The following is a 24,526-nucleotide window of genomic DNA, read 5'->3' on the forward strand; positions in this document are numbered from 1 at the left end:
TTTCATTGGACAGACTCATATGCCTTCGAGTCGCTTGTGCTTTTCTTCCTGCTGAAACGATATTTTTTGCTCCATGAATAAATTAATAATCCCGAAACGAAAAGAATTTGCAGCAAAAAGACAACTGAATCCCAAAAGCGAAGACTAGTCACCGGCTCCAAAAAGCCCGGTATCATAATATGGTTCACTGCGAATACCATTTGCGGAACATAGTAGTAGCCGGTGATGGCGATGGTCAAGACGACTCCGACCAAATAGAAACTTGAATAAGCACGAACAAACCGTTCCTCTCCTGCAAATGTTTCCGTTTGCGGCACCCGCAAAAATGGCAGCCAGCGCGCCAGGAAATTCCGGCCGTTTTCCATCAAATTATAACAGCCCGTCCTATTCTCGATCACATAATAAAGATCCGTTTTCATAAAAACAGCTGCCTGATAAACTAAGCGAATGAAAGTATCCAGCACCACCAGTTTTAATAAACCGACGAGGAGTGCATTTTCACTTGTAAACATTTGCCCCAGCAATCCTATAAACAACACAACAGAATCAAAATACATTCCAGCTAAATAAAGCTTATTCCGCTTTTCAGCCGGAAGCTTCCAAACGTGAGACATATCCGTTTCCAATACCACCAAAAAGAGCCGATGCCCGACTTCTATCTTAGCAGGCAGTCCTTCTGATCTAACTGCCAAAACATGGCCGAATTCATGGAGCAGGACAAGAACAAACGTAATGATCAGCACTACAACAATATTCTGCAGCATAAGGTCAAAAACGAATAAATCCGAGTAACGCGGAAACAATGCAGGATTGTACAAAAGTAAACCAATACTAGCAAACAATAAAGCGAGATAAAGATAAGAGCTGAAAGAAGGAAAGAAAAAACTGCCGAGATTTTTGGGAATCCATGAATAACCCGATTGTTCTTTCTGAACTATACTTTTCAACACTTCTTCTCCGTTGATTTTGCTGACTAAATTTAGTTCTAAAAGCTGAGAGATAAAATCTGATAAGTCTATATCTTCCTCGGGGTATCTATGGAGCAATTCTTTTTCCACATCATTAAGCGGTTTACTTTGATTGAGTAGTTCAATTGCCACAATACACACTTCCGGCATTTCGTAAAACTCGCCATTGATTACATCTTCAACAATATAATGTTTTTGATCTTTTCTAATTGCAAGCTGCTTAAGACTCACTACAGTTCTATAGGTAATCTCCATACCCTCACCTTTGTCCTAAGAAATTAAAAAGGGATGTTTTAATAAAACATCCCTCTCTCTTTGTTTTTATTGATTAATAAAAGGGCACCACCAGCAGGTAGTTTTAATCTTTTTCAATTTACGGATTTTCATGACCAAACCCTCCTCTCTTACTAATCTGTTTTAAACAAAATGATTTTCATTCCAGTCGTAACTTTTGTGGAATGTAACCCATTCTGGAAAAACCCGCTTAAACTTCTCTACAAGTTCCGGATCAAATTGCGTGCCTTTGCCCTCGATAATTCTTTTGTAAGCTACCTCTAAAGTCATCGCAGACCGATATGAACGAGAAGAAGTCATCGCATCAAAAGCATCGGCAATCGCCACCACTCTTGCTGAATAAGGAATTTCCTTTTCCCTTAATTGTTCAGGGTAACCTTTTCCATCCCACCTTTCATGATGGAACTTGATAATATCAAGATTGTCTCCTAGACCATTGACTTTATCGATGGCGTTTGCACCTACTACTGGATGTGCCTTAATAATCTCGTATTCTTCTTTTGTTAATTTTCCAGGTTTCATCAATATTGAGTCAGGAATATTTACTTTCCCTATATCATGTAGCAAACAAGCATAAGTAAAGGATCGAAGTTGGTCTTTTGTGTATTCTCTAGTTGCTTCAGCAAGTGAAGTGGCATAGTATGCTACTCTTTCACTGTGGCCTCTTGTATAGGGATCCTTTAGTTCAAGCGTGGCAATTACTCCCTTAACAATGCCTGAAAGTTGATTGTCATACGATTCCTTAATTGCTTCAACATAGCCTTGATATCTTTTTAAAATAATAAATCCTAATAATGATAAGAATAAAATAACAGCAATGGGAAATAACACTTCAGTTGTATTTAATAATAATCCAATAAAGGAATACTTTATTAGTATACCTAAAGAAACCGTCCAAAAGAAAGCAGTATTGACAAAAATAGGTGCAAATAAAATAAAAAATACTTCAACAATATTACCACTATCATAGCCTGATTCTTTCCCAAGATAAGTCACTGAATCATAGAAGGTTGTAAAAATAATAAATCCCAGAAAAAAAATAAACTTAATGGAATAAAGTTTTCCTTTTATTAATAGAAATAATACCGTTGGAAATAATAAGAAAATTAAAAAGTGATAAAAATACCTAGAATCCGTAAAAAGCAATATATCCTTATGCAATACATATTTTGGGTGAAGATAATAGTAGAAAATCTCAAAAGAAATAAACAATATATAAAATAAAGTGATAAACCATTTTAATCCTCTTTTTTCTTCATGATACAAAGATGGCTCTTCAAAAGAACTTTGCATTATAGTACCTCTTTTTTTCTGTCAAAATACCATTGTATTTCCCTTCATATCGCCATTATTCCTGCAATATTTATAGTTTTAACGAAAATAATAAGAAAATAAGTATTTTGACTCATTTTGAAACGTCAAAATTCGACATTTTTCTCCATTATAAACCCAAAGGACTATTTAGTTAAATAGTCCTTTGGGTTTATTTAATGTTTTATTTTTGTAAAAGTATTCTCGTTATTTAGCGATTGGTAAAGAGATAGTAACATGCGTTCCTTTTTTTAACTGACTTTCAATGGCAAAAGTACCTTCATGTTCTTCAATGATTTTTTTTGTGACCATTAGGCCAAGACCGTTCCCGTTTTGCTTTGTTGTATAAAAAGGTTCCCCTAATTTAACAAGTTTCTCAGGAGGGATCCCGCATCCTTCATCCTTGATCAAAATAACCGCCTGATCATCCTTAATTCTGGAGTCTATCGTAAGGTTTCCTCCATTAGGCATTGCTTCTATCGCATTTTTAATTAAGTTGATAAATACCTGCTTCATCTGATTTTCGTCACATAATAGCATAATAGAGCTGTCTGTCTCATTCTGTATATGTATATCTTTTCTTTGAGCATGGGGATCCACCACTGAAATGACATAGTCGATAATATCCAGCAGTTTCTTAGCCACTTTAACCGCTGTGTTCGGTTTTCCTAAAATTAATAAGTCATTAACGATCGCATTTATCCGATCAATTTCGTTTAGCATAATCGGATAATATTGTTCATCATCCTTATCCTTTTCCTGCTGCAATTGGGTGAAGCCCTTTAAAGATGATAACGGATTTTTAATCTCATGAGCAATCGCCGTTGCCATTTGGCCTATAACCGCCAACTTTTCTTTTTGCCTCATATCCTCATACATTAACGTAATAGCATTGATATAGGATTGAAATCGAGTAAGTAAAATCCAAGCAATGATTCCGATAAATAGGATCAATCCTAACGCAAATAGGACCTTAGCGGATTGATAAATCAAACCAACTGTTAAATACTTTATTGAAAAGCCCAACGTAATGATCCAAAAGAACCTCTTATTGACAAACATAGGAGAAAATAAAATGAAATATACTTCAAGAATATGGCCACTATTGAACTCTCGATTGGTACCCCAATAAATTAACATATTATTGATAGTGTCCAATATGATAAATGCAACGAAATATATATATTTTACTATTTCAGGATGGCCTTTTTTAATTATGTAAATGGCAAAAGGAAGCACAGCAAACAACAGCAAATGAAAATAAAACCCCAGCCCTCCATATGGCAACCCTGTCTTTACATTGTTGAAATATGGATATATATAATAAACGGTGAAATCATAAGGCACTAAGATAATATAAAAAGTCCACAAAAAGAACTTTACTGCTTTTACTTCTTCATATACTAAAGCTGAATTTTTTTTAAACGGGTTCATGCGGGTCTCCTTAAGCCTGATGTCTTGATAGCCTTATTATAGCAGGATGTGTCATCTTTTGTTGCTTTATGTCTGATTGTCAACTTATTTTCCTTTTATGTAGTAACTTTCATATTATACCAAATAAAGAGAAACTTAGAAACGAAAGGGTTTAGAAAGAAATCGGGCCTGAGATTATTCAGGCTCGGTACCTAATTTTTGATGAAACTTCAGATAAGTAATTAACTCTTCCAGTGTTTCAAAATGGCCAGTTGTGCCAAATTCGTGGAATACATTCATCTTTCTTAGAATTCCGCCGAGGTCAAGGTCATTGCCGACAAGATATAGGCTCTGTCCTCGCTCTTTTAATTGATCCTTTAATTGCAGTAGCAGCAAGGCACCAGAAGCGTCGACAATGGTTACTTTTTCGATCGCTATCGCTATGTCTGGACTGTTATCCGAACTGATCGTTTTCGCTATTAATTCTGTGGCTCCAAAGTAAAGCGGGCCTTCGAGATTATATATTTTCAATCCGCTTTCCGATATATGATTTATTTTAAAACCTTCTTCACTCATCCGCTTCATGAAGATGAGTGCACTCATCACGATGCCGACGCCGACTGCAACCATCAGATCAATCGCTACAGTTAGGATCATCGTTACCAGCATGATGGCAGCGTCGGTTTTTGGTTCATCCTTTAAAATCTTCAAGCTGTCGTAATCAAACATCGTAATTCCTGTCATGATCAGGATTCCAGCAAGTACCGCCAGCGGAATCTCCGCCGCTAGCTGCCCGAACACAAGCATGAAAAGCAGCAAGGTAACACTATGCACCATCGCTGACATAGCTGTTTGTCCACCGCTGCGCAAATTAACAACTGAGCGAACAGTAGCACCAGCACCTGGCATTGCCCCAAACATTCCAGCTAGCGTGTTGCCAATCCCCTGCCCAATCAATTCCTTGTTGCTCTTATGCTTTGTTCCCGTCATATTGTCCATGACGACAGACGTTAGCAGCGAGTCTATCGAACCAAGGATTGCAATGCTTAAAGCCGCCGGAATCAGCTGAATCATCGTTGAGAGATCGGCTGCAGGAAAGTGGAATTGCGGCAGTCCTTTAGGGATTTCTCCTATTCTTTCAACACTGTCAAAGAAAATTACATCATGGAGGAATGGAAGTGTGAAATGAATCGCCGGCAACACTTTTTCCAAAAGAACCACAGCAACTGTCCCTAAAATTAGCGCCATCAGGCTGGGTGGAATCGCCTTAATCCATCTCATCGCCACAAGCATGAAAAGAATCGTTAAAATGACGACCAAAAAACTGCCAGTCACATACTGCAGCTGTCCGATAATAATGATAATCGCAATCCCGTTCATAAAGCCGCTGACCACCTGCAACGGAATGAATTTTAAATAATTTCCTGCCTTCAGCAACCCAAAGACAATTTGAAACAGTCCGCCCATGAATGCAGCAATGAAGGCATACTCCAGCCCCTGTGTCGCAACAATTCCTGTAAAAATAATCGTAATCGGCCCAGTCGGACCTGTAACCTGGCTCTTCGTCCCGCCAAATAAAGCCGCAAAGAACCCAGTGATGATTGCGCCATACAATCCAATGATCGCACCATCAGAATTGCCCGTTGCCTGCATCCCAAAAGCCAGTGCCAACGGCAGCGCCACAACCGAAACCGTAATCCCGGCTAACAGTTCACGCTTGAGCGTCTGAAACATCCACAATACGCCTTCTTTCCTATCCATTTATGAGAAAAATTATACGCCTTTTCCCGGATAATGAATATGGAAACTGAGAAAAGAAATGAATTTTTTACGGAGCAATACGAGGAGGGAACGGAAGAGCTGACTGGTCAAGCAAGCTGGACCAGCCATAAGCTATGCAAGCCAATGACGGTTGTATAACTAACTGCTGCAAGCATAGTCAGACCCTTAACGAACTTTGATTGCGGAACTTTTTTATATAGTACAAACAATACTAACGCCACAGAAAGAAGAACTTTTAGCGCAAGGAAGAGCCCGATATCATTGACATAGAGCGTCTCCATTAAAGGATTTGCTTCTGTTATTCGCGAGCTTTCCACTCCGGCAACTGTCAAGGCTGCATCGGCGAGGTTTAGAAGAGCAAGATAATAGAATAACAGGACCACACGGCTCACCCCCTTTTCCCTTTATTATTCCCATCCAACCTTGCTGCTAACACTTTTTCCTGCTTGGAAGAAGGATTGCCATTATTTCCTTCACCGTATCGCTCGGAGTATCATAGCTAAAGAATTGGTAATCGACGTAATCGGTATATTTCTTGTAAAAATTGCTGCCATCCTGTTTCGAGGTAAATTCCAGGTATTTCCGTGAAGATTGATATGGAAAAGGCTTGAGCTGATGGAGAAAAGGAAACTCTTGATACACGGCGGAAAGCGTTCGGACCAGCCGTTTTCTTGTTTTGTGCTTTTCCGACATATTTATCAATTGTTCAAAGTCTAAGTCATCTTGTAAAAAGTGAAGCAGTTGAATGATATCCAAATAATATTTTCGAGAGTCAAGATTGTGGCGCCATCCGTGCAGAACAATCATGTAAAATACATGGAGACTGGATAACTTTTTCACAGAAGAGTACTGTCCTAATGGCTCTGATGCCTGCCAAAATTCTTCGATCGCAAGCTGCGCCGTCGACTCCTTCAGTAAATCCCAATGCAGTTCAACAACGAGAGGGATCTCTGACCAAGGAAGCTTCTTGCTGTAACTGTAATGAAAATGACCGGGAATCTTCGCTTCTTCCCCTGTAAAACCTAGTTGATTTGCTAATTTTACAGCTGCATCAATGTGGCCGTGCTTCACGAGCAAATCTATATCTGATGTTTTCCTTGCACCGAGGCTTCCGAAATAGTCTTCAGCAAAACAAACACCCTTCAAAGGAATAACTTCCATCCCGCGTTCTTCAAATGCATCGAGAAGTTGCATTGTTTCGTGTTTTACAAAGACATTCAGCTGCATGGTTTGAAAATACTGCTCTTTTAGATAGTGGCTAAAAAAGTCTGGTACTTGCTCTAACCTGCCTTTTTCCTTCAAAGAATGATACATTTGAGGAGCAATGGAAGTGATTTGCCGATCAAGTAAGAGCTGTTTGTAATAGGCTTCAGCTTTCGGCAACCCCGTCTCTTTTGTATATAGCGCTGCTACCAATTGATTCGTCATTTTTCACCACTCCCATCACTTTGATACAAGATACAGAGATTTCTTTTGGTTCGGTTCTGTGCCATTCAACTTCCGATAAAGACCATTTTCGGCAATCAGCTGTTCATGGGTGCCTGTCTGGATTACTTCCCCTTCATCGAGCACGATAATTTCGTCTGCGTTTTGGATGGTCGATAATCTGTGGGCAATCACGATCGTTGTTCTTCCCCTCATTAATTGCGCGAGTGCTTGTTTGACGATTGATTCCGTATTGCTATCCAAGGCAGATGTCGCTTCATCGAGGAGCAGGATCGGGGCATCCTTTAAGATCGCTCTTGCAATTGCGATTCGCTGCTTTTGACCGCCGGACAGTTTCATGCCACGTTCCCCAATTTCCGAATCATATCCTTGAGGGAGGCTCATGATATAGTCATGAATGCAGGCCTGTTTTGCAGCCTCGATCATTTCTGCCTCCGAAATTCCCTCTCTCGCTAACGTTAGATTTTCACGGATGGATCCCGCAAATAAAAATGTCTCCTGCGGCACATGAGCAATCGTACTTCTTAATTCTGACAGGGTCATTTCTTCTGTTGGAATTCCATCGATCAAAATTTTTCCTGATTGCGGCTGATAAACACCTTGAAGCAGATGGAACAACGTCGTTTTCCCCGCTCCGCTCGGACCTACTAGTGCGATCATTTTTCCTGGTGGAATTTGCAGGCTTAAGTTTGAAAAAATCTGTTTATTTTCGTCATAACTAAAAGTTAGCCTTTGAAATTCGATCGATTTCGGCTTGCGTTTCACCGGTATATGGGTTGGCAAGTCCAATGATGCTACTGGTTTTTCAACCAACTCAATGACCCTATCGATCGCTGTAATCGACCTTTGGAAGCCGGCCCATTGTCCTGCTAATCCAGTCAGCGGATAAACAAGATAGCCAACAAGATTGGTAAACGTCAGTAATGAGCCAATCGACATTTCTTTTTGGTAGACAAAATAAGCACCGAGCGACAGACAGGTCAGAAAAACGCCAGAACTGATTAAGTACCCTCCGGAATAATACCAGCCCTGCAGCTTTGCATTTTCAAGTTCCAATTTAAAATAAGCATCGTTTTCGCGAGTAAACTTTTCAAAGACCTTTTTTTCAAGCGTGAACGAACGGATGACTTGGAAGCCCTGGAATGTTTCACTTAACGTATTATTAATTTGAGCAATCAAACTATGAAGCTTGCGCCCATTCCGTTTCAGCAGCAAGCCAAATCCCGCTCCCGCGACCATCGCAATTGGACCGATCACGATGCTGATCATCGATAAAACCCAGTTTAATTGGAAGAGATAAATAAGGACGGCAAGATAGGTGAGCGGCAGGCGAATTAGATTCAACAAACTGCTGCCAGTAACCCCATCAATGCTGTGGATATCATTGGTAAAATAAGAAAGAAGATCGCCGGAACGAAGATTGGAGGCAACACCTGCAGGCAGGCTGAGAATATGCTTAAATAAATATTCTTTCAAATCCTTTTTCAAGCCGTTAGAAGCAATTGTTTCAAAATAAATATCACAGAAATTCGCAATGATATTCAAAACAGTAAGGCCAATTCCGATCGGGATCAGTCTCTTCAACTCCTCGAAATCACCGCGAATTGCTGCGTCCGTGATCCTTCCGAAAAACCAGGCAAACGCAATCGTGAACAAAATATCGAAACATAATAAAAAAAGGAGTGCCGAATAAGCCTTCCAATGCCTTTGAAAAAACGGCTTCAACATCGAAAAGGTTTTACGAATATCCTTGAGTGAAAAATACTGGTTCATAAGCTGTTTACTTTTCGCCATAGCGTACTCCACATTTCTGCAAAATAAGATTTCCCGTTTAGGTATTTCCTTAACAGTCCTGACAAAGCAGGCAAGGCCAAAATCAAATTTCCCCATCGTTTCACCGAGGAATGATCCATGGAGACTTCGCATCTTTGTTTTTTAATACACGTCAGTTTTCCGATCATTTGTTCAGATTGGACGGCCTTGTCATATTCCAGATTCGTGTCCCCTTTGAAAAGGCAATCGTTTGCTACCTGGCGAATGAACCGATGGGCTATTAATTGCCCTTGACCAGTGTGATACAAAATAATGTCTCCTCTCTGAAAAGAAGCACGGCTGCAAGGTACAAATCTGCATACATCCCCTCTCTCGATTAACGGAAACATGCTGTTGCCATCAGCAGGCAATTCGAGAAAGCCATCTTTGTCAATCGCCATCTTTAAAAAAAGAATCGTTTCTTGATCAAACAGCATGGCAAATCAGCCCGCATTTGGTTAAATCCACTAAAAAGTGATCAATCTCATCTTTTTCGCATTCCACCCCGTATTCGAGGTCAATTGCCTTGTGCAGACTATCCACCGTCTGGGCTTCCCTAAGCTTCTGCCAACAGAATCCCCCAAGATCATTCAGCCTCGTGACCGTATATTGCTCAGTATCCAGAATGATCCACTCATTCTCCACTTCGGTTTGAGCAACATTCTTTTTTTGAACAAATTGAACCATTAGGAAATCAGCTCCCAAAATGTAGGATCTTTGCGAAAATACAGTTCATAAACAGGAACCTTCTCTACTAAATTCCGCAGTAAGCCCATAATTCGCTGCGTCTCAGTCGGATCATCGTTCCAGTAAAACACCTTATCCATTAGTGCAACAAGCGCATCAGGCCCTCCCATCCTTTCCAGCCTGTTTCTTTCAGACTGGTGCAGAAGCTGAATGCCTGCCAACGGGGCTGGCTGTTGATACCCCGTGGATTGTAGCTCACTGCGGAAAGGGGAATCGAAAACAACCATCCCATCCGCGGCGATCTTCACAATAGTGGCTTCATCCGATAATAGCGCCCGTGGTTCTGATAGCCTAGCAGCAGTCGACTTCCCTGCTCCGGAATGACCGGCAAAGATGTGGGCCCTGCCATTCTGAATTGCGCAGGAAGAATGAATTAATAGACCCCAGTTATGGTAGACGATAAAAGAGCTATAGAAATTCATTAACGCATGCTTTAAAGCTAGTTGGTCATGAACTTGGATGGTAGCTGATGTGTAGTCTGGGCTGGATTCTATTAGGTAGTCCGCTCGTTTGAAGGTGATTTTGTTCGGCTCTTTTCCAACCTGAACATCGAAATTTTGAAACACCGTTCCATATCCAGGCAAAATGGTTAACTGGATATCTACATCTTCCTCTTTTCTTTTCAAGACAGGAAGAAATTGCGCGGCAAGACCTTCCAATGTATTCCAATCAGCGGATATACGTAAACTATGAGCTGCCATTTTCACGAAAATAGTATTCATCAGATAATCCCTCAATGTCGTACTAATTTAATAGAGCAAAAACGATGATCATTTATTTTTCCATGGCTTGTCAGGGAATGGTCCTGGTCCTGGCTTGCCAGGTCGAGGTTCATTTGGATAGTGATTTCCATGATCGCCATCACCTTTTGGGTTCTTATTACCACGCCCTTTATTCCAGCTATGGGCAGTTTCAAACTTAATTGGTTGATGACTCAAAACCAATGGACTTATGCTCGCTTTTTCCTTTTTCATTGAATACCCTCCTTTGTTCATTATAAAGAACGATAAAGTCAAAATAATAGCGCGTATTTTACGCACCTTGGCTGTTACCTAACTCTCTATTAAGTGTAACCTTTCTTTTGTTCTTTTTAAAGAATATATTTTCGACAAATTTCAGCATTTACGTCACCCTTTTTAACCAGTGCCCTAATTTTGAACACTTCGTAGAAAAATAACTTCGATGCACCATCCACCAAAAAAAGACAATCCCAATGGTATCCTTTACTAGATCTGCTATCGAAAAAGACCGGAACGGAACATACAACTGGTGTATTTCATCTATCACTCCATACGCCAATGCGATTGCCGCAGCAGTAAGCTCTTGCCAGGTTCTCAACGGGCCGAAACTGAGGAAGACGATCACGATAAATAAGTACAACAATCCAAATTGAAAGAGATGGGCTAGCTCTAAGCTCGTGCCGATTATCAAATAAACGGATCGGTTTAAAGTGCTAGTAATGGCAGCAAGGCTTTCAGGATCAAAGTAACTGGATTGAATCCAGATGAAAGTCATATAAGCAATGGTCCATCCAATAAAAAATATTCTTCTTAAGCTCAAAAGATACGTCCCTCCCCAATTATCCGACAAATAGTCTTTTTTCCTACAGCAAGTCCAAGCAATCGAGCAACAATAGTCATATTTTATAAAGAATTCAACAAGATTACTAGGAAAAAGGAGATGAGTAAATTGTACATTATTGAATTACAGCGTTGGAATATTACGCAAGGGATCCCTGCAAAGCCTTATACAGATGCAGATTATCAAATGGCAGATTCTAATATTATCGGAATCAATCATGCACTTGAGCACGCTCGCACGGCTGGATATTCTAAAGCAATTTTGCCTAAAGGGGAGTATGCTTTATGTTTTCCGCGGGTCATAAAGATGGTAAGCAACCTGACATTCGACTTAAACGGCTCTATTTTAAAGGTTATCTATGACTCTGACAGAAAATCACCATTTGATACTAGAACGACAACTGACTATTACAATTTTAAAGGAAATAGTATTGAATTTGACAATGTTCACAATAGTCACTTGATTGGCGGAACAATTATTGGAGACCGCGATGATCGAAGCTTTTCTAATGTAGCCGCTGAACGAAAGATGGAACACACATATGGAGTTGTTTTCAACAGGAGCACCAAATACAGTTCGATCAAAAATTGCGTTGTCAGAGATTATATGGGGGATAATATCACTTTTTCCAGCTCAGCTGTTAGAGAACTTGCCGAGTTTAATCTAAACCTAAGTCAGAACAATTTAGATTATGCAGCTGGACAAGTAATATCAGCTGCCAACACATTGACGACCGGATTCATTGCCATCCCTCAAGATACGAATATTTCCACTTTTCTTATTACCGGGGCAGGATATTCGAGACTAACCGCATTAATGACAAAAGAAGTCGACGTGTTCTTCTTCCGGGCTGACAATACCTTTATAGGGGTACTGAAGAAACGGAGAATATATACTGATATCTCTATTCCTGTTGGCGCCGCAAAAATGCGGATGGTTTTCTTTAATGAGGCAAATCCGTCAAAAAATATGCAAATCACCTTGAAATTCGGATCCATTCCTCATCATAATTTGGTTGAATACAATGAAGTTTTCAATGGGCATAGGGGTGGGATTTCTCTAGGAGGCAGCTATAATATTATTCAGCACAATGTCATTCGCGATAATGGCAAAGGCAGCAATAGTTTTTTGGATGGAAAGCCGATTTTTAGTGATCCGACAAGATATGGCATCAATCAGGAGGATTCCTTTGGAGACAATTGTGTCATCAGAAATAATCTCATCTATGGAAGCAACCATGGAATTTTGGCAGGCTGTTACTCGATTCAGATTGAAAACAATCATATTTACAATATAGATTCCATCGGGATTAATCTATATAGCTTGCTATTTGCAAATATTCGAGGAAATGTCCTATCCAATTGCACAACCAATATTGGATTGATGACCTCCCACTTCGCCAATGCATATGTGAATATTTCAGAAAATAGTTTTACTGGCGGCAATATGTCCTTTTTCGCGAATAATACTTATCAGGTGACGGTGACTAATAATAATTTTGTCGATGTTCCGAGTATGAACTTAGGAATTGATCCGATAAAATGCGTATTTAAACAGAATCGAATCAAATACTCTTCTCTTACAAATACTCCATTTATTACAGCATATAGTATAGAGGATTGTATCATTGAATCTTCCTCTCCAAAAGAATTAGTCTTGCGCATATACCATCAAAATGGCTGTACATTTAAGAATCTTACTATTTCCCTCCAGACCCAAAATGGAACAACGCAAGGGGAAAGTGTTTTTATTGACAACTGTGAATACCTGAATAGTACTGTATTTAATCTCATCCTTGCCACAAAAGAAAGGTATGTTAAAATTACTCGATCGATATTTACAGATACTATTATAAAAGCAGGAAACATTAATACAGCTGGCAAAATAGCAAAGATCCTTCTCGAAGATTGTCAATTAAAAGTTATCGCTAACAAGTATCTATTTGCAACTGATTTGAATCAGCCAAAAGCTCTTATTGAAGTAAGAAATTGTTCGATTGAGATAGACAATGCTGATTTCTCCTATTTAATTCATCATGATAAGCCGGTTGTAATCAAAGTTTTTGCCATTTCACTTTATAAGAACAACTTCGTTTATAAAGGGGAGTCCCCACTTAAACTAAATTACTATAATCATATAAAACCAATGGAAATTTTCATTTCTGCAGATAATGACTTTCAAAACATCTTGCTCCCACAGCCAGATCCAGCAATCTTCCTGGATTATAATCCGCAAACTACCTTTAAAACAGAAGTTACCTTACAGGAAGAAACGCTTGTCGTTCACAATTTAAATACAGAATATCCCTTTATATTAATTTTTTCAGACACAAAGACTATGATTCAGCCGTTAATAAAAGTTGTCGATTCTAATTCGATTTTATTACAAGATAGCCAACCGCAAAAGGCACAGGTTGTCGTAACGAAAATCTGACTTTTTCCACTCACCCTTATTCTTATTCGGGTGAGATTTTTTATGTTGCTTTCTATACTTTATAATTCCATTTGAGCCTTCTTACGAATATTTTTGCTAATACATTCTTGGCTACTCCCATTAAATAGGCAAATTCAGCGGTTCTGTGAAAGAGGAGGACATAAATAATATTAGGAATGACCAGACAGAAAAATATGGTAACAACGAAGGAGGGATACCCATTTATCGGCACTAAATCCGCTGCTTTAGCGGTAATAAAATACGTACCGATTAAAATAAAAACATCGGCAATATAGACTTTATAATACATCCACAACGGTTTTTTAAATACCTTTTGGAACACTAGGTATGGAGTCGTCCAAAACGGAACAGCTATCGCACTTATTAATGTACCTGCAAAGACACCCATAATCCCTATGTTCTGAACCAAAATAATAGAAAAGCCTATATTAATGACAGCCTGCAAGAGTGGCGCGAACCGATCTTCGTGAAATATTCCAGCAGTTGTTTTCATCGTTGTAATGGAATTCCTCATCCCTCTCTCAAAAAAAATGACCAATAATACCGCCAGCAATGATCCATTTAATAAATATTCCGCACCTAACCAGATAGAGATAAACGGTTCTAGTATGATCGCTAGAAAAATGGTGAAGAAAGAATACAGCCAGAAGTTTACCAGCCGATAAATTTTATAAATGGTATATACCTTATCGGCATTTTCACTCGCCACGAGATTTCCGATACTATGATAAATATTAGTAAATACTTGATTTACAAATGTACGACAGATTTCAATTAACATCTGATAGTTTGAGTAAAGGCCAACGGCAGCAACACTGACAAAAGAAGAAATAATAATATTATCTGTCCCAAAAATGAAATAGTTTCCAATGTTTTGAAGCACTATCGCTTTTACATTGGTGGTAATTTGCTTCCTGGTCTCCGGATCTAGTTTATCTTTTACCTTAGCTTTTAAATATGGATACATCCGGTTTACGATTACCGCTAATAGGAGGGAATTCCCTATCGTGATGATGCTATCAATGATCAAATATAAAAGATAATTTTGTGTATAGTGAAGGATTCCAATTTTTATACAAACTGAGATAATCGAAGAAACCGAGTAGATTCCCGTTACAATATAGCCTTTTTGCGAAACGTTTAAGAAAGAATTTTTATGAACATAGAAATATGGGGCAACAGTATTTAACAGGAAGATCAAATAGATGAGATGAATATCTTCCACGTTTGTGTCTTTTATAATGAGATCCAAGAATGGCATGATCAAAAGACCTAATGCTAAAATGACCGCAGCTATGACCATATAGGTATTGCGATAGAATTTCATTAACACGTTGATTCGATGATGGTCATTTTCGGCAACTGGTTTATACAGACTATACATGATGCTTACCCCAAGGCCTGCCTCAGCAAGAGTCAGCATAGCAAGTATATTCGTGAACAAGCCATTTACACCCAAATATTCAATCCCGAGAGTCGAAATAAATACAGTTCTTGAGATAAAACTGAGTGCTGTAATAATGAATTGGTTAGCCAAGCCTGCGGCGATATTTAGCATGGAATTTTTTACTCTCATTGTCTTCTCCACTTTTCTATCTGATCTTTAACTGTAAACTTACGATTGTAAAAATCGGATTAGCTTTTTGAATTGAACCATTGAAACTGCCGATAACAGAGTAAATCTTTGTATTTCCAAATAACGAGCGATTTGACTGACCTGTAGTTCATCCTTCACGAACTCAAAATATAAGTTATGAAACATTTTTGATCTTGCTATTTTGTGATATTGCTTTTTGCCTATACAAATTCATACTTCTAATAGCAAATCCTTGGGTAAAAGGCATAATAGTAAACATCGATGCATAAACGCCAATATCCTTCGTATCTCCTTGGGAAAAATCGATCGCGCCGTCCCTTCTCGTTACTGTCATCAGATAATGAATTGCTCTCTCAGCAGCTAACCAGTTCTCTTGATGATTTAGAATACCTTCCGTAGCATTCAGTAAAAACCAGGCAAGTGTGGCTGTTGCAGAAGAATCCGCTCTGCTTTCAGTCCTTGTCACCGTTGAGTTCCAGCTGCCATTTTCATTTTGAAATTGTCGTATGGTTCTGGAAAAATCCACCACAAGATGTTCCAGCTCTTCTTTAGCTGGATGATTGCTTGGGAGCTCCTTCCATGTATCAATTAAGCCAAGCCCAAACCATCCCAGACCTCTTCCCCAGCCATAAACTCCTAGAGGAAGTTTATTGTTTACTTCGTAAGCATGGCAAGGGATAAAGCTTTTCTCCATAAGTCCATACTTTTTGTACTCCATGATCTGCTTAAAGGCTAAAGAAATACATTCTTCCTTTTGATACCGCAAGCCGTACGCAACTAAAAATGGGCAAATAAAACCGATCGTATCCACGTATCTATAAGTTTTATTGGCCTTGCGATATTGGACGGTTCCGTCGTCGCCAATATGGTCCAAGATTAATTTCCAAGTAGCATCGAGTGCTGGTCTATATTTATCTACTTCTATGAAGTCCAGCTTAAATAACGCATAAGCAAGAATAGCTCCGTCAATATGCTGAGGCGTTTTTCTCCAGTTTCCCGCTTTAGTAAAGCTCCGGTCCATATATCTGATTATTTCTTCTTGTAGCTCTTCATCCTGTTTTGCAGCCTCTGCCAACCCTAATAACAACGCCGCCTCCTGCCAATGCTGAATGGTTGTATTAGCGTAATTCCCTCTTACCATATCGATCACGATTAATCTGGTATTATCAGTAACTCTGATTCTCGGCGTATGATTCAGCCACCGCTTCCCTTTATTGACAATCGATTGATTCCAAGTTGAATCGATTTTGAACCTTCCTATCTTTATTCTGAACAGCCAATCTGTTCCTATCAATAGAAAGTCTATTAACCAAACCAATATCGCGAGACAGGTAATGATGTAAACAAATGTTTGGAATACCATTTTTGATTCCTTTCCGGGTACGGTTTTACTTTACATAACCTATAGTAGTTTCAAGTTCCTTAGACATTGTTTCTCTCCTATCGACCGTTATCTTCCCACTAACTGTCCAACTTTGATCGTATACCTTCGATTGAGCGATCATTTTTGGTGTTTATCTAGGTATTCCTCCGTTTTCGCAAAATAAATAAAACCACCATATAATGGCGGCAGCGTTTACGATAGTAATTCATATAATTTGTGAATTTCTCCTTCCGTCCCTAACATTTCTTCCCTTAGATTTTCTTCAAGCCGTTTTCTTAGTTCTGAATCGTTTATTAATCTTTCTAAATCATTAGCAACTGACTGTGCATCCATTTTCGAGATAATTCCCGTTTTATTATGGACAATATGGCTTGCGGCTGTAGCAAAATTGGTCAATAAAATTGGTTTCGCTAGTATTTTTGCTTCATCGATGGAAATAGATTTCCCTTCGTATCTGGAGGTTTGCAGATAGATATCGGCTTTCTGGATATAAGGATAGGGATTTGCCTTCTGCCCCAAAAACATTACACGGCCTAGCAGTTTTCTCGCTTTCACTTCCTGCTCCAGGCCCTTCCTCCTATTTCCTTCCCCAATTAGGAACCAGCGGATGTTATATCCTTTTTTCACAAGAAGGTCGACCGCATCCAAGGTAATTTCCAGCCCTTTCTCTTTCGCTAGCCGCCCTACCGAAATCAAATCTATTGAATCGCTTTCCTCGTGAATGATCCGTTCTTGAGCCAGTTTTCGAATGATAGCAGGGGAGACAATATTAGAAATAGCTGTAAACCGTTCTTTCAGATTCGGGAAATTGCTTTGTAAAATAGACACCAAATCCTCTGAAACCGTTACGACATAATCTAGCTTGGCAAAATAGGCTTTCTCATGGCGTAAATTTATTCCTAGCTGATTATAATCCGTATGGATCCAACCAATTTTCCTTTTTGCTTTCACATTATCTACACAAAAGTAAATTGGATTCTTTTCCTGGAATCCAATTGCAATATCGTATTCTTTTTCGATCCTTCCGATGGAGGCTGATAAGTATTTCCAAAACCTTTGTTCAATTACTGCACCATTTCGTTCCGTTTTCGCAAAATACCCGAGAAAAACACGATGAAATGCAGTTCTTGCATCTCCATTTCCAATCAGACTTTTTAAGGAAGAAGTTAACGGCATATCAAAGTATTTATAATTCTCCGGGGGCGGAAGGATCCTTACTTCTTTCGGAACTTTCGTCATGAATAAACCTTCATGAGAAAAGAGAAATAGATCCACATTGAACTTTGAATAATCTATTGTTTCTAAGAGGGAGATTAAAGCTTTTTCCGCTCCACCACACACCAGTTTATTCATGACAAACAATACGTCTTTTTTCATGCCTTTTCACCTCGCAATAAAAGAATATAATTTATTTACCTCTTCCTCCGTTCCTAAATAAACCTTTTTAAGATTATTTATTAACGTACCCTGTAGTTCTTTTTTGGTAATTACCTTCTCAATACCAGCTACAACGCCTTTGCCATTCATCGTGACAATTAAACCATCATGTCCATCTGTGATTTGATCCCTGGCGGTGCTAAAATTCGTTACAATGATCGGTTTGTGTAAAATCTTTGCTTCGTCGATTGCAATGGATTTTCCTTCAAAGCGAGAGGTCTGTACATAGAGATCCGCTTGTTTTAAATATGGATATGGATTTGCCTTTAACCCGAGTAATATAAAACTTTGCTCCAATTTATTTTTGTTGATTAATTTCGTGAGTTTCTCGCGTTCATCTCCCTCGCCTATCACAAACCATCTTATTTTATAACCTTTGTTTATCAGCTCTTTGCAAGATTCGACTGCTAGTTCAAGACCCTTTTGCGGATGCAGCCTGGCAATGGTTAAAATGATTACTTCCTCTTTTCTCCTTTGAAAAACATCAGTTTGTTCCTGCGCCATCTGATGAATCATCTTTGGCGAAACGACATTATACATTAAATCAACCTTATCCTTTTGATCCGGGAACCTTTTTTTAAATACGTTTGCACATTCTTCAGAAACCGTTACGATCTTATTTAACTGGTTGAAATAAGGCAAATCAAATTCTGGATTCATTCCTAATTTATCGTAGTCATTATGAATCCAGCCGATTTTTCGGTTGGCATTTACCTTTTCGACGCAGTAATAGATCGAGGTTTTTTCTAAAAAGCCGATCGCTGCATCATAATATTTATCAAGATTGTTAAATGATGTTGATAAATGCTTCCAAGAATACTGTTCCCTTTTGGAAACATTTTGAATGATCCGATTTTTTATCGCAAACCATACTCTATTCCATGCTATTTGCAGCTTTCCTTTCATGAGTAAGGCAGTCACCGACTTAAAAAGCGGCTTTGAAAAAAGCTGGTATTCTTCTGGAAGGGGAAGTATGTTTACCTGTTTTGGCAAGTATTCCATAAAAAGCCCGTCATGATGGAACAAGAAAAGATCTACATTATACCGATCATAGTCCATTTGATTGAGCAGGCTTACGAGACTTTTTTCTCCTCCCCCTGCCGCTAAGCTCGGAATGACAAATAATATATTTTTCTTCATAGCTACCCTCGAGCAAGCATTAATTCATTTATGTAATCGACAGCTCTGTAAGACATTTGTTTCATACTTGGAATAGCTGCTTCTAATCTATGCTTTATTTCCTTTTCTTCACTGACCATTTCTTCAAATTTCCTTTTCATTATGTCAATATTGGAAATCTCATTTATCGATAACACCAGCTTTTCCTCACCAAAAAGATCTTTCGCAATACCACGAGATTTTACGCTATAGCCTAGTACCATTGTTGGAACAAAAGTCGAGTAGGCAGCAATCGTTGCATGGGTTCTGGCACCAATAAAAAATCTCATCCTCGAGATATAGCCTTTATATTGCATGGCATTAAGATGATCTGGTAGGATGATTACCCTGCCGGTATGTTTGTATTTCTCATAAAAATCGGACAAAATTTCATAATCGTTATTTCCTTCTAAAATTACATGAGGCGTAAATGCAATCGTCATATCCGTCGTACTCAAAATATGATTTATTAATTCGGACAAAGCTGAGTAAGATTGTTTATTCCGCTTCCAAACGAGCGGGCTAAAATTTAAGCCAATTGTGTTCTGCTCCTGCCACCCCTCCGGCAAAACTAATTCTTCCTTCGCCAATGTGAAAGCAGGATCTGCAACTAATTTACTCTTTCTCAAGCCTTTTTCCAGTAGCATTTTATATGTTAAAGTCTCACGTGCAAGAATTAAATCGAAGTTTTGCAAATCTCTTAGCTTTTGTTCTGACATATCCTCTTCTCCAATCGAACAGCCCCATAAAACCAGTTTCTTTCCTTTCCTTTTCACCATTTTGTCAATTTCATAAAGGGCTGGCTGTTCTCCGTAGCAGTAATTATCTCCGCCAATGGATAAACAAACATCTACATCATTTATTCTTTCGATTGTTTTTCCTTCCATCGCCCTCAGTCCATATGATTCATCTTTAAATACCTTCACTTGTATCGAAGACATAAACCATTCCTTTGTATATTTTTTTAAGCTTTCAGGTGAAGCGTCAAATACTTCATCTAAGTTTTGGATTTCTTTATCTGTTTCGGGTTTCCAGGAGGCAAGATACACTTTTGCACCTTGAGATCGTTTTTTAATTATATTAGTAGAGGAACGAACAATCGCTTCACATCCCCTATTTAAGCTGCCGCCATGGGCAAACATCATCACTTTCATCTCTATCATCCTTTGTTTTCATTTCTTTTGTGACTGTATACTACCGCTAACAGGATTCCCATGGTGAAGCGAACCTTCAACATCTTGAGGATTGTCTGCTCATACCTTCCGCTAGGAGAATAGTACTTGATTGATTCTCGAACGAATTCATTGTTGATCACCGTTTGTATATTTTTTATTCTTTGAAGGAGACTATTCTCTGTTGCTGCTACCATTTGATAGAAGTAAGCAAAAATACTTCGAACCAATTTGCGACTTTTCAGTTCGATCATTTTTTCAGAGCCTATTATCCTTTCTATCTCGTCTAATTCTTTTCGTCTGTAAATTTCCATTAGCTTACTAGCATCATCCGCACAAACCAAACTCCTTGTGGCACTCCCGAAAACCGTTCTGTAAAAGTATCCCGAATAATTCATATAATAGAAGGAACTTGCTTTAGAAAAAAACAGTAAATTGAATATTCCATCCTCCCCAATGGCCATTTGATCTGGAAATCGAATGGAATAATCCGTGATTCGTTTTCGGTTATATACCTTATTGCATGCTGTGTTCATATCCTCGTATTCCATAAGATAGGGCAAAACAGTCTCGTTAATATAATCTTTGTTATGAGGGACATCCATCGCAAATGGATATCGATGTCTGCTAAATTGATTTCCCATTCCGCTTTGAAAATCAGATACAACCGCATCATACCCACCCTGTTTGGCTGTTTTGTATAATATTTCGTACATATCTTCTTTCACGAAGTCGTCTGCATCAACGAAGCCAATGTATTCCCCGCTTGCTGCTTCCAATCCTTTATTCCTGGCATTGCTAACGCCTTGGTTTTCTTGGTTAAAAAAGACGATTCTGCTGTCTTTTTCTAAGTACTGACGGATAATTTGTTCACTTCCATCGTTTGATCCGTCATTAATAAAAATAAATTCACATTCTTTTAGCGTCTGATTTAACAGGGATTCCATGCATTCCGGTATGTATTTTTCCGCATTGTATACCGGGATGATGATGCTCACCTTGACATCCAACTCTCCCACCTCCTAGCTAATCAGACTATATAGCTTTTCTAATTCTTCCTTATTGCTGAACTCTTTTTGTTCAATATTTTTTACGACTTGCGCTCTTAGACTGCTATTGTTGTATAGTTGCTCAATTGCTTCCGCAAGACCGTGGCTACTCAGGTCGCAAATGTATCCATCGATGCCATGTTTAACCTGGCTGTTAGCTGTCGGATAATTGGTAATAAGCACTGGTTTTCCTAAAATCATCGCCTCGGTTACTGTCACAGCTTTCCCCTCATACCTAGATGGCTGTACGTAAAGATCACATTCCTTTATATAAAAATAAGGATTTGTTTTTTTGCCTAGCAATAAAAAACTAGCTTCGAGTTTATTTTTCGTAATCCATTTCCTTAGTTCACTTTCGTAACCGCCATATCCGACAACATGCCATTTAATATTTTTATAGCCTTTCTCATGCAGAATTTTTAACGCTTCCACCGCAAGGTCAAACCCCTTGACATACGATAATCTCCCGACAGAGATTAGATTAAAATTCTTTTCACTTACAAATTTCGGTTCATTGCTTTTTAGACACATTTCTTTAATAAAAACGGGAGAAGTTATGTTTTCCATTACTAGCGCTTTTTCTTCTAACTCTGGATACTGGACGATGAAGGACTTTAAACAATCGTCAGAAACGGAAGCAATATGATCAAACTTGCGCCAAATCGATAAATCCATTTTGTTGTCAATTTCTAATTTGCTGTAATCCGTATGAACCCACGCAATTTTTTTCCTTGCATTCACTTTGTTCGCTACCATATCATGCGGCCATGCATAACTGATTGCTATGTCATACGCCTTTTGAAGTTCAGGCAGAAATGGCATGGAATATTTCTGGGCAAGCTGCATTTGGATATAGCCTGTTCCTTCCTCAAGCTTTGGGTGGAACACGGAAATCAACTTAGCTAAAACTCTCATTGTACCAATCGAATAATGTCCTTCCTTAAAACATTGTTTAATTGATTTTCGAAAGGTAGAATACTTGTCGATTTCAGGAAGCACCCTTACCTGGTCGGGAATGAATTCCAGTAGTTCCCCTGTATGGTGATAAATGAATAAATCTACATCTATTTTCTGGTAATCGATATTTTCTAACATGTTGATCAGCGATCTTTCAATCCCGCCAATTTCCAAATTATAAACGGCAATTAATAGTTTTTTCTTCCCAATCATTTTTTTATTTTCCCCTATCCATGTGCCACTTTTGGTTTATTATATGGAATAATCTTTTCTTCACGTTCGTTCACATAAAGACAATTGGCGGGTATATTTCCCTTTACGACACTTCCGGCTCCAATGACCGAATTGTCTCCGATATGTGTATTGCGAAGAATGACTGCATTTGCTCCAATCCATACATTCCTGCCAATCGTCACTTCACCAGTTACCAAATGCTGATCCTGTATATTCTTATAATTGTGATCATGATCATTTATACAGACATTTGGCGCTATTTTCGTGTTTTTTCCAATCGAAATTTTTTCTGCACAGTTAATCACGCAATTATCATTGATAAAAACATAATCGCCGATCGTAAGTTTGCCGCCATGATCCAACCTAAAACTAGCGTTTTTTCGAATGAAAACAAACTTGCCAATCGTAATGGTGGAATGCTTGTTGAAAATTTCTATTTTGCTGCTTGATTGCATGGCAAAAATGGTGGACTGAATATTTTTAAAATAAACCACTTTAAAAAGGAAGCCTCTCATAATTCCAATAAAATGGGATAAATTCATCACAACGGTCAAGTATATTCCTCTGTTCGCTGATTGAGTTACAAACTCCTTCATGATTCTCCTAAGTATAATCATCCTTTCATTCTCCTTAGAAAATCAAAATGATTTCTGGGCCTTTCTAAGCCTGGCAAGATTATTGCCCCCGATGGTCTTCGCTAAACCATATTTCATTTTGCTTTTAAACCTAGCCCTAGGCGGTAGCCAACTTTTATAAAAATAATGCATGGAATAGGTGTTTTCCGTTATAAACTTTCTACAGTTAATGTAGTCGTAAGGCGAGAAATACGTTTGCGGGTAAAAGACTGCTAAACCAGCAAACTCTTGATACTCTCCATTCATCACCAATCCTAGCTTTCGTAAAATATCTGTCACGATTGCTACATTCGTAAGATCATCGAAGCTTCCGTCTTCTTTCCTGAATTTTTTCCCTTGATAGGAATCTAAGAAAATCTCTACGATTGGATTTCCCTTTGCTGTTCCAATCGTGCTTGTAGCGATATAATTTTCTTGTTCGAAGCCCCAAAAGGACTCATGATGAAGGAGATCATCAAAACTTTTAAAAACTTCCACGTCAGTATCCAGATAAATTCCGCCATAACGGTATAAACCATACACTCTCGCATAATCGCTTACAAACGCATATTTTTTCGCTTCGTACGCTTCTTTTACATAAGCGTTTGCATTCATATCAAAACTGCTCTCATTCCATTCCATAAATTGGTAATCGTGTAAATGCTGTTTCCAGCTTCGCATACATTTTTGAACGAGCTCTGGCTTTTCCCCGTTTCCAAACCAGCAGTAATGGATTATTTTAGGGATTTTTTGATTTTGGGTCATTTTTGGCTCCTATATTTTCTATTTGCCAGTTAATAAATTCGATCAGCTGCTTATAGTCGTGAATTTGTTCCTTTTTAATTCCCGTTTTTTTCAATTCTTCGACAAATTCATATAGTTCTTTGTCGTGGAGTACCTTTTCTGTTCTATGACCGTTTATTAATAATGCTCTAATGTCAACATCTAATGCATCCGATATCTTTTCCATGATCTGTATAGAGGGATTTTTATGAACATCCCGTTCTATATTGCTTAAATAGGACTTGGAGATACCGGATCGCTCTGATAGTTCAGAAAGGCTCAACCCCTTTCTTCTTCTAAGTTCTGATATATTTTTTCCGATCATCTAGGTTC

At 38.6% G+C, this 24,526-nt stretch carries 23 protein-coding genes; 1 reads left to right on the plus strand and 22 read right to left on the minus strand.

Features of this window, described 5'->3' with window-relative positions:
- Positions 1 to 2: 2 nt before the first annotated feature.
- The 12 genes from J2S25_RS13765 to J2S25_RS13820 all read right to left on the minus strand — a co-directional run bounded on the left by J2S25_RS13765 (position 3) and on the right by J2S25_RS13820 (position 11,333).
- Positions 3 to 1,223, minus strand: a complete 1,221-nt coding sequence (locus tag J2S25_RS13765) for a hypothetical protein (RefSeq protein ID WP_307192162.1) — start codon at positions 1,221 to 1,223, stop codon at positions 3 to 5.
- 162 nt (positions 1,224 to 1,385) lie between these two features.
- Positions 1,386 to 2,555: an HD-GYP domain-containing protein gene (locus J2S25_RS13770; protein ID WP_307192163.1), complete on the minus strand. Its 1,170-nt coding sequence runs from the start codon at positions 2,553 to 2,555 to the stop codon at positions 1,386 to 1,388.
- A gap of 225 nt (positions 2,556 to 2,780) precedes the next feature.
- Positions 2,781 to 4,007: an ATP-binding protein gene (locus J2S25_RS13775; RefSeq protein ID WP_307192164.1), complete on the minus strand. Its 1,227-nt coding sequence runs from the start codon at positions 4,005 to 4,007 to the stop codon at positions 2,781 to 2,783.
- A 174-nt stretch (positions 4,008 to 4,181) separates the two neighbouring features.
- Positions 4,182 to 5,720, minus strand: coding sequence for a SulP family inorganic anion transporter (locus J2S25_RS13780; RefSeq protein ID WP_307192165.1), 1,539 nt, complete (start codon positions 5,718 to 5,720; stop codon positions 4,182 to 4,184).
- Between the two features lie 134 nt (positions 5,721 to 5,854).
- A complete protein-coding gene (locus tag J2S25_RS13785; RefSeq protein ID WP_044392125.1) occupies positions 5,855 to 6,151 on the minus strand; it encodes a DUF5658 family protein in 297 nt (98 codons plus the stop codon).
- Between the two features lie 46 nt (positions 6,152 to 6,197).
- On the minus strand, positions 6,198 to 7,196 hold the full coding sequence (locus tag J2S25_RS13790) for a nucleotidyltransferase family protein (protein WP_307192166.1): 999 nt from the start codon (positions 7,194 to 7,196) through the stop codon (positions 6,198 to 6,200).
- A gap of 15 nt (positions 7,197 to 7,211) precedes the next feature.
- A complete protein-coding gene (locus tag J2S25_RS13795; protein ID WP_307192167.1) occupies positions 7,212 to 9,008 on the minus strand; it encodes an ABC transporter ATP-binding protein in 1,797 nt (598 codons plus the stop codon).
- Positions 8,984 to 9,463, minus strand: a complete 480-nt coding sequence (locus tag J2S25_RS13800) for a S24/S26 family peptidase (protein ID WP_307192168.1) — start codon at positions 9,461 to 9,463, stop codon at positions 8,984 to 8,986. Before J2S25_RS13800 ends, J2S25_RS13795 begins: the two co-directional genes overlap by 25 nt.
- The gene (locus J2S25_RS13805) at positions 9,453 to 9,713 is read right to left on the minus strand and encodes a PqqD family protein (protein ID WP_307192169.1); all 261 of its coding nucleotides are present in this window, start codon (positions 9,711 to 9,713) and stop codon (positions 9,453 to 9,455) included. The genes J2S25_RS13800 and J2S25_RS13805 overlap by 11 nt, the downstream gene beginning before the upstream one ends.
- Positions 9,713 to 10,495 (minus strand): hypothetical protein, encoded by a 783-nt coding sequence (locus J2S25_RS13810; RefSeq protein ID WP_307192170.1) that lies wholly within the window; start codon positions 10,493 to 10,495, stop codon positions 9,713 to 9,715. Before J2S25_RS13810 ends, J2S25_RS13805 begins: the two co-directional genes overlap by 1 nt.
- 48 nt (positions 10,496 to 10,543) lie before the next feature.
- Positions 10,544 to 10,747: a hypothetical protein gene (locus J2S25_RS13815; protein ID WP_044392130.1), complete on the minus strand. Its 204-nt coding sequence runs from the start codon at positions 10,745 to 10,747 to the stop codon at positions 10,544 to 10,546.
- Positions 10,748 to 10,895: 148 nt separating this feature from the next.
- On the minus strand, positions 10,896 to 11,333 hold the full coding sequence (locus J2S25_RS13820; RefSeq protein WP_307192171.1) for a VanZ family protein: 438 nt from the start codon (positions 11,331 to 11,333) through the stop codon (positions 10,896 to 10,898).
- Positions 11,334 to 11,462: 129 nt separating this feature from the next.
- On the opposite strand from J2S25_RS13820, the gene J2S25_RS13825 reads away from it, so the two are divergent.
- Positions 11,463 to 13,787, plus strand: a complete 2,325-nt coding sequence (locus J2S25_RS13825) for a right-handed parallel beta-helix repeat-containing protein (RefSeq protein WP_307192172.1) — start codon at positions 11,463 to 11,465, stop codon at positions 13,785 to 13,787.
- A gap of 52 nt (positions 13,788 to 13,839) precedes the next feature.
- Here the strand turns inward: J2S25_RS13825 and J2S25_RS13830 are convergent, their stop codons facing one another.
- From J2S25_RS13830 to J2S25_RS13875, 10 genes are all read right to left on the minus strand, one after another.
- A complete protein-coding gene (locus tag J2S25_RS13830) occupies positions 13,840 to 15,384 on the minus strand; it encodes a lipopolysaccharide biosynthesis protein (RefSeq protein WP_307192173.1) in 1,545 nt (514 codons plus the stop codon).
- 175 nt (positions 15,385 to 15,559) lie between these two features.
- Positions 15,560 to 16,768, minus strand: a complete 1,209-nt coding sequence (locus J2S25_RS13835) for a glycoside hydrolase family 88 protein (protein ID WP_307192174.1) — start codon at positions 16,766 to 16,768, stop codon at positions 15,560 to 15,562.
- Positions 16,769 to 16,981: 213 nt separating this feature from the next.
- Positions 16,982 to 18,166 (minus strand): glycosyltransferase, encoded by a 1,185-nt coding sequence (locus J2S25_RS13840; RefSeq protein WP_307192175.1) that lies wholly within the window; start codon positions 18,164 to 18,166, stop codon positions 16,982 to 16,984.
- Positions 18,167 to 18,172: 6 nt separating this feature from the next.
- Positions 18,173 to 19,366 carry a glycosyltransferase gene (locus J2S25_RS13845; RefSeq protein WP_307192176.1) on the minus strand — a complete coding sequence of 398 codons (1,194 nt, stop codon included), beginning with the start codon at positions 19,364 to 19,366 and terminating at the stop codon, positions 18,173 to 18,175.
- Between the two features lie 2 nt (positions 19,367 to 19,368).
- Positions 19,369 to 20,538 carry a polysaccharide pyruvyl transferase family protein gene (locus J2S25_RS13850; protein ID WP_307192177.1) on the minus strand — a complete coding sequence of 390 codons (1,170 nt, stop codon included), beginning with the start codon at positions 20,536 to 20,538 and terminating at the stop codon, positions 19,369 to 19,371.
- Positions 20,539 to 20,543: 5 nt separating this feature from the next.
- A complete protein-coding gene (locus tag J2S25_RS13855) occupies positions 20,544 to 21,566 on the minus strand; it encodes a glycosyltransferase family 2 protein (RefSeq protein WP_307192178.1) in 1,023 nt (340 codons plus the stop codon).
- Positions 21,567 to 21,578: 12 nt separating this feature from the next.
- Complete coding sequence (locus tag J2S25_RS13860; protein ID WP_044394268.1) at positions 21,579 to 22,775, minus strand: glycosyltransferase; 1,197 nt, start codon at positions 22,773 to 22,775, stop codon at positions 21,579 to 21,581.
- 14 nt (positions 22,776 to 22,789) lie between these two features.
- The gene (locus J2S25_RS13865) at positions 22,790 to 23,413 is read right to left on the minus strand and encodes an acyltransferase (protein WP_307192179.1); all 624 of its coding nucleotides are present in this window, start codon (positions 23,411 to 23,413) and stop codon (positions 22,790 to 22,792) included.
- A 21-nt stretch (positions 23,414 to 23,434) separates the two neighbouring features.
- On the minus strand, positions 23,435 to 24,175 hold the full coding sequence (locus J2S25_RS13870) for a glycosyltransferase family 32 protein (RefSeq protein ID WP_307192180.1): 741 nt from the start codon (positions 24,173 to 24,175) through the stop codon (positions 23,435 to 23,437).
- Entirely contained in the window at positions 24,150 to 24,518 is a 369-nt protein-coding gene (locus J2S25_RS13875; RefSeq protein WP_044394270.1) for a helix-turn-helix domain-containing protein, read from the minus strand. Before J2S25_RS13875 ends, J2S25_RS13870 begins: the two co-directional genes overlap by 26 nt.
- Positions 24,519 to 24,526: the final 8 nt, after the last annotated feature.

Source organism: Mesobacillus stamsii, assembly GCF_030814065.1.
Taxonomy (GTDB): Bacteria; Bacillota; Bacilli; order Bacillales; family Cytobacillaceae; genus Mesobacillus; species Mesobacillus stamsii.

Bases quoted from the DNA above. Each gene is read 5' to 3' on its own strand.
- J2S25_RS13765 (WP_307192162.1), bottom strand. From the start codon at position 1,223: ATGGAGATTACCTATAGAACTGTAGTGAGTCTTAAGCAGCTTGCAATT.
- J2S25_RS13770 (WP_307192163.1), bottom strand. From the start codon at position 2,555: ATGCAAAGTTCTTTTGAAGAGCCATCTTTGTATCATGAAGAAAAAAGA.
- J2S25_RS13775 (WP_307192164.1), bottom strand. From the start codon at position 4,007: ATGAACCCGTTTAAAAAAAATTCAGCTTTAGTATATGAAGAAGTAAAA.
- J2S25_RS13780 (WP_307192165.1), bottom strand. From the start codon at position 5,720: ATGTTTCAGACGCTCAAGCGTGAACTGTTAGCCGGGATTACGGTTTCG.
- J2S25_RS13790 (WP_307192166.1), bottom strand. From the start codon at position 7,196: ATGACGAATCAATTGGTAGCAGCGCTATATACAAAAGAGACGGGGTTG.
- J2S25_RS13795 (WP_307192167.1), bottom strand. From the start codon at position 9,008: ATGGCGAAAAGTAAACAGCTTATGAACCAGTATTTTTCACTCAAGGAT.
- J2S25_RS13800 (WP_307192168.1), bottom strand. From the start codon at position 9,463: ATGCTGTTTGATCAAGAAACGATTCTTTTTTTAAAGATGGCGATTGAC.
- J2S25_RS13805 (WP_307192169.1), bottom strand. From the start codon at position 9,713: ATGGTTCAATTTGTTCAAAAAAAGAATGTTGCTCAAACCGAAGTGGAG.
- J2S25_RS13810 (WP_307192170.1), bottom strand. From the start codon at position 10,495: ATGAATACTATTTTCGTGAAAATGGCAGCTCATAGTTTACGTATATCC.
- J2S25_RS13815 (WP_044392130.1), bottom strand. From the start codon at position 10,747: ATGAAAAAGGAAAAAGCGAGCATAAGTCCATTGGTTTTGAGTCATCAA.
- J2S25_RS13830 (WP_307192173.1), bottom strand. From the start codon at position 15,384: ATGAGAGTAAAAAATTCCATGCTAAATATCGCCGCAGGCTTGGCTAAC.
- J2S25_RS13835 (WP_307192174.1), bottom strand. From the start codon at position 16,768: ATGGTATTCCAAACATTTGTTTACATCATTACCTGTCTCGCGATATTG.
- J2S25_RS13840 (WP_307192175.1), bottom strand. From the start codon at position 18,166: ATGAAAAAAGACGTATTGTTTGTCATGAATAAACTGGTGTGTGGTGGA.
- J2S25_RS13845 (WP_307192176.1), bottom strand. From the start codon at position 19,366: ATGAAGAAAAATATATTATTTGTCATTCCGAGCTTAGCGGCAGGGGGA.
- J2S25_RS13850 (WP_307192177.1), bottom strand. From the start codon at position 20,538: ATGAAAGTGATGATGTTTGCCCATGGCGGCAGCTTAAATAGGGGATGT.
- J2S25_RS13860 (WP_044394268.1), bottom strand. From the start codon at position 22,775: ATGATTGGGAAGAAAAAACTATTAATTGCCGTTTATAATTTGGAAATT.
- J2S25_RS13865 (WP_307192179.1), bottom strand. From the start codon at position 23,413: ATGATTATACTTAGGAGAATCATGAAGGAGTTTGTAACTCAATCAGCG.
- J2S25_RS13870 (WP_307192180.1), bottom strand. From the start codon at position 24,175: ATGACCCAAAATCAAAAAATCCCTAAAATAATCCATTACTGCTGGTTT.
- J2S25_RS13875 (WP_044394270.1), bottom strand. From the start codon at position 24,518: ATGATCGGAAAAAATATATCAGAACTTAGAAGAAGAAAGGGGTTGAGC.